5 protein-coding genes are annotated in these 4490 nt (G+C 69.2%); 3 read left to right on the top strand and 2 right to left on the bottom strand.

The window, feature by feature from the left end; translation table 11 throughout:
* A partial coding sequence (locus AC27IQ_RS19170) for a methyl-accepting chemotaxis protein (protein ID WP_487090426.1) occupies positions 1-1189 on the bottom strand: 1189 nt, incomplete at its 3' end.
* 235 nt (positions 1190-1424) lie between these two features.
* On the opposite strand from AC27IQ_RS19170, the gene AC27IQ_RS19165 reads away from it, so the two are divergent.
* A complete protein-coding gene (locus tag AC27IQ_RS19165) occupies positions 1425-2753 on the top strand; it encodes a sulfatase family protein (RefSeq protein ID WP_487090425.1) in 1329 nt (442 codons plus the stop codon).
* 7 nt (positions 2754-2760) lie between these two features.
* Positions 2761-3621 carry a creatininase family protein gene (locus tag AC27IQ_RS19160; protein ID WP_487090424.1) on the top strand — a complete coding sequence of 287 codons (861 nt, stop codon included), beginning with the start codon at positions 2761-2763 and terminating at the stop codon, positions 3619-3621.
* Between the two features lie 14 nt (positions 3622-3635).
* Here AC27IQ_RS19160 and AC27IQ_RS19155 read toward each other — a convergent pair whose 3' ends face one another.
* Entirely contained in the window at positions 3636-4028 is a 393-nt protein-coding gene (locus tag AC27IQ_RS19155) for a carboxymuconolactone decarboxylase family protein (protein ID WP_487090423.1), read from the bottom strand.
* A gap of 155 nt (positions 4029-4183) precedes the next feature.
* Between AC27IQ_RS19155 and AC27IQ_RS19150 the strand changes: the two genes are divergently transcribed.
* Positions 4184-4490, top strand: a 307-nt coding sequence (locus AC27IQ_RS19150; RefSeq protein ID WP_487090422.1) for a LysR family transcriptional regulator, incomplete at its 3' end; no start/stop codon positions are given.

Genomic DNA, 4490 nt, shown 5'->3' with positions numbered 1-4490 from the left:
CGAAGCCCCGGCCCTGCTCGCCCGCGCGGGCGGCTTCCACCGCGGCGTTCAGCGCCAGGATGTTGGTCTGGAACGCGATGGAGTCGATCACGCCGATGATGTCGCTGATGCGGCGCGAGCTGGCGGTGATGTCTTCCATGGTGCGTACCACGTTGCCCACCACCTCGCCGCCCTTGGAGGCGGTGGCGCTGGCCGAGCTCGCCAGTTGCGAGGCGGTGCGCACGGTGTCGGCGTTCTGCTTGACGGTGGAGTTCATCTCTTCCATTGATGCCGCCGTCTGCTGCAGGTTGGAGGCCTGCTCTTCGGTGCGCTGGCTCAGGTCGGCGTTGCCGGTGGCGATCTGCCCGGCGCCGGTCGCGATGGACTCGCTGCTTTCGCGCACCTGGCTCACGATGCCGCTCAGGCTGGTGCGCATGGCGTTCATGGCCGCCAGCACGCTGTGGGTGTCGCCCTGGCGCAGTTGCACGCCGACCGCCAGATTGCCGTTGGCCACCTGCTGCGCGACCTCGGAGGCATAGGCCGGCTCGCCGCCCAGTTGCCCCTTGATCTGCCGGGTGATGGCCCAGGCCACCATGGCGCCTGCGGCGGCCGCGAGGGCGGCCAGCGCGAGCATCAGCGTGCCTGCGGCGACCGCGTCCTTCTCGGACTCGTCGGCCGTGCGCACGGTGGCGGCCTTCTGGTAGTCGACCAGGTCGTCCAGCGCCTTGAAATAAGCGGCTTGCACAGGGCGCACCGGGCCGAGCAACTGCTCGCGTGCCTGATCGTTCTGGTTGGCAAGGCCCAGGTCGACGGCCTTGTTCAGGGCCTCCACATAGGCGGGCCGCGCCTGCCCGATCTGAGCAACCAGGGCTTTTGCCTCGGGACTGGTCATGCGCTGGTTCAGTTGGCTGAGCAGTTCTGCATTGCGTGCCTGGGCCTTGTCGATGCGGCGTTTTTCATCGGCCATCTGCGGAATGTCTTCCAGCAGCGCGATGTTGCGTGCGGCCCGGGCCACCGTGTTGATGCCGTCCTTCATTTCCTGCAGCACCAGCAGGTTGGCGATGCGCTCATGCGACAGCAGCTTGATGTTGCCGCCGATGTGATCGAGCTGTACCCGTCCGAAGGCGGCCACCAGGAAGCCGATGGCGATCACGAGAGCAAAACCCGAGCCCAGCAAGGTGCCCAGTTTCATGCGTTGGAAGAAGTTCATGGATGCAGCCTTTTCGCTAGAGTCGAATGCCGATTTGGCCGGCGGGATGGGTGTGTGTCAATGTGTAATTTTTAATCCTCTGATGTAATCGATCTGTAGGACACAAACCAGCCTGCCGGTGCGCGGATGGCGAGCGGAAGGGCGTTCAGGTGCCGGGCAGGCGGCGACAATCGAGGGCCCCTTGCTGGTTTGCCCCGTCCCAATTTCGAGCCAATCCCCTCACTGCGACCGGTCCATGACGTCCTCCCGCCCCAATCTGATCTTCATCCTTGCCGACGACCTGGGCTATGCCGACCTGGGCTGCACCGGCGCCCGCGATGCCTACAGCGTGCCCGTGGATGTCTCGCCGCGCCTGGACGCGCTGGCGGCCGAGGGCCTGCGCTGCACGCGGGGCTATTCCAATTCGGCCGTGTGCTCCCCCACGCGGTTCGCACTAGCCACGGGGCGCTGGCAGTACCGCCTGCGCGGCGCGGCCGAGGAGCCGCTGGCCAGCGTGCACGGCGACAAGGTGCTGGGCCTGCCACCCGGCCACCCCACGCTGCCTTCGCTGCTGCGCGATGCGGGCTACGCCACCGCCCTGGTGGGCAAGTGGCACCTGGGCTACCCGCCGCACTTCGGCCCGCGCATGTCCGGCTACGATACGTTCTATGGCTTCCATGCCGGCGGCTCGGACTACTTCGCGCATTGCGACCCGCGCGGCCGCCCGGACTTCTGGGTCAACGAAACCGAGCACACCGAAGACGGCTACCTCACCGACCTGCTCAGCCGCCGGGCGGTGGACTTCGTGCGCGATCAGTCGGTGGACCGCCCCTTTCTGCTGAGCCTGCACTACAGCGCGCCCCACTGGCCCTGGCTCACGCGGGACGACCGCGCCGAATCGCAGCGGCTCGCCGGCTTCGGCAAGCACATCGACGGCGGCAGCCTGGAAACCTACCAGCGCATGGTCCACCACATGGACGAAGGCATCGGCTGGGTGCTGGATGCGCTGCAGGAAAAGGGCCTGGCCGAAAACACCCTGATCGTCTTCACCAGCGACAACGGCGGCGAGCGCTATTCCAACAACTGGCCGTTCGTGGGCCAGAAGATGGACCTGCTGGAGGGCGGCATCCGCGTGCCGCTGCTGGCGCGCTGGCCCGCCCGCATCGCTCCGGGCCGCGTGAGCGACACGCCCAGCCTCACCATGGACTGGACCGCCACCTTCCTCGACGCGGCCGGCGTGGCGGCCCACCCCGACTACCCGCTGGACGGCACCAGCCTGCTGCCGCTGTTCGACGACCCCGCGTGGAATCCGGAGCGCGACCTGTGCTGGCGCATGAAGCACCGCGAGCAGCGCGCGCTGGTGCGCGGCCGCCACAAGTACCTGCAGGTGGACGGCGTGGAATACCTGTTCGACGTGGTGGCCGATCCGCGCGAGCGCGCCAACCTGCGCGATCGCGAGCCCGCGCGCCTGGCCGAGTTGCGCGCCGCGTGGCAGGCGTGGGATGCAGCGCTTCCCGCGATCCCGCCGGAGGCCAAGGTCTCGCTCGTGTTCACCCGCAACGAATTGCCGCAGGCCACCTTCTGAACCGCCCATGACCTCACCCCGCACCGCTCCCCCGGCCCCGCCTTCCCGCTTCTGGGCCGAATGGTCCGCCCGCGATTTCGCGCAGGCGCAGGCCTCGGGCCGGGCGGCGCAAACCGTCGCAGTGCTCCCCGTGGCGGCCATCGAGCAGCATGGCCCCCACCTGCCGCTGAGCGTGGACGCGGCCCTGCTGCAGGGCGTGATCGATGCCGCGCTGCCGCAACTGCCGGCCGAGGTGCCGGCGCTGTTCCTGCCGCCGCAGAACGTGGGCCTGAGCACCGAGCACACGGCCTATGCCGGCACCCTCACGCTCAGGCCCGCCACCCTCATCGCGCTGTGGACGGAGCTGGGCGAATGCGTGGCCCGCGCGGGCGTGAAGAAACTGCTGCTGCTCAACGGCCACGGCGGCCAGGTGAGCGTGATGGACATCGTGGCGCGCGAGCTGCGCCAGCACTGCGGCCTGCTGGTGTACAGCGCCAGCTGGTTCAGCCTGCCGCTGCCCGAGGCCGTGAGCGCGCAATTCAGCGCCGAGGAGCACCGCTTCGGCATCCACGGCGGCGAGATCGAGACGTCGATGATGCTGCACCTCGCCCCCGGCACCGTGCACATGGCGCAGGCGCAGCACTGGCGCTCCACCTCGCAGGACCGGGCGGAGCGCTACGCCCTCCTGGGCAATGGCAAGAGCGCCAAGATGGGCTGGGCCATGCAGGATTACCACCCGGCCGGCGCGGTGGGCAATGCCGCGGGCGCCACGGCCGAAAAAGGCCGGGCGGTGGTGCAGGCCGCGGCAGCGGCGCTGGTGCGGTTGCTGGGCGAGCTGCACGCGCTGCCGCTCGATACCGTGGTGGACCGGCCCGGGGGCGGGGACTGACGAAGCGCTGGCGATCACGCCAGCGGCAGTGCGATGCCCGATTCCGCGAACACCTCGCGCACGACGGACAGCCCGTTGAGCGCGGCCGGAAAGCCCGCGTACACCGCCATCTGCATCACCACCTCTACGATTTCCTGGGGCTGGCAGCCCACGTGCAGCGCGGCGTGCACATGCACCTTCAACTGCGGCAGCGCATGGCCGAGGGCGCATAGCGCCGCCACGGTGGCCAGCTCGCGCTCGCGCAGGCCCAGCCCTTCGCGGTCATAGATGTCGCCGAACGGAAACTCCAGCAGGTAGCGCGCGAAGTCCGGAAACGACTGGGCCAGCGCTTCGACCACCGCCAGGCCGGCAGGGCCGTCCACGGCGGCCAGCATGCGCCGGCCCCGTTCGTAGCGCCCGGCGCTCATCGGGCGCCGCTCTGGCGCTGCTGCGCGCAGTTCTGGCGGGCGCAAAAATCAGGGAGATAACGGGTCATGGCGGTTCTCGAAAAGTGGATGGAAGCCGCCACTCTAGGGAGGGTCGTTCAGCCAGGGAATGACTCGATTCGTGATACCTTTTTGGTATGCCAAACCTTCTCGATTCCCGCTCCCTCGCGCTTTTTCTGGCGGTGGCGGATGCCCTCAGCTTCCGGCAGGCCGCCGAAACCCTGCACCTGTCCCAGCCGCCGCTGAGCCGGGCCATCCGCGAGCTGGAGGAGCGGCTGGGAACGCGGCTCTTCGACCGCACCACCCAGGGCGTGGCGCTCACCGAGGCCGGGCGCCGGCTGCTGCCCTACGCGCGCCGCGTCGGCCAGTTGCTGCGCTATGCGCAAGCGGCGGTAGCGGCCCAGGGCATGCCGGCCACGCTGCGCCTGGGCCTGACGAGCGCGG

The organism is Acidovorax sp. KPB24-07, from assembly GCF_057543315.1.
The sequence above is the reverse complement of the archived record's forward strand: the minus strand, read 5'-3'. Positions and strand labels throughout refer to the sequence as shown.

Coding starts and splice junctions, on each gene's coding strand:
- AC27IQ_RS19165 (WP_487090425.1), top strand. CDS start 1,425: ATGACGTCCTCCCGCCCCAATCTGATCTTCATCCTTGCCGACGACCTG.
- AC27IQ_RS19160 (WP_487090424.1), top strand. CDS start 2,761: ATGACCTCACCCCGCACCGCTCCCCCGGCCCCGCCTTCCCGCTTCTGG.
- AC27IQ_RS19155 (WP_487090423.1), bottom strand. CDS start 4,028: ATGAGCGCCGGGCGCTACGAACGGGGCCGGCGCATGCTGGCCGCCGTG.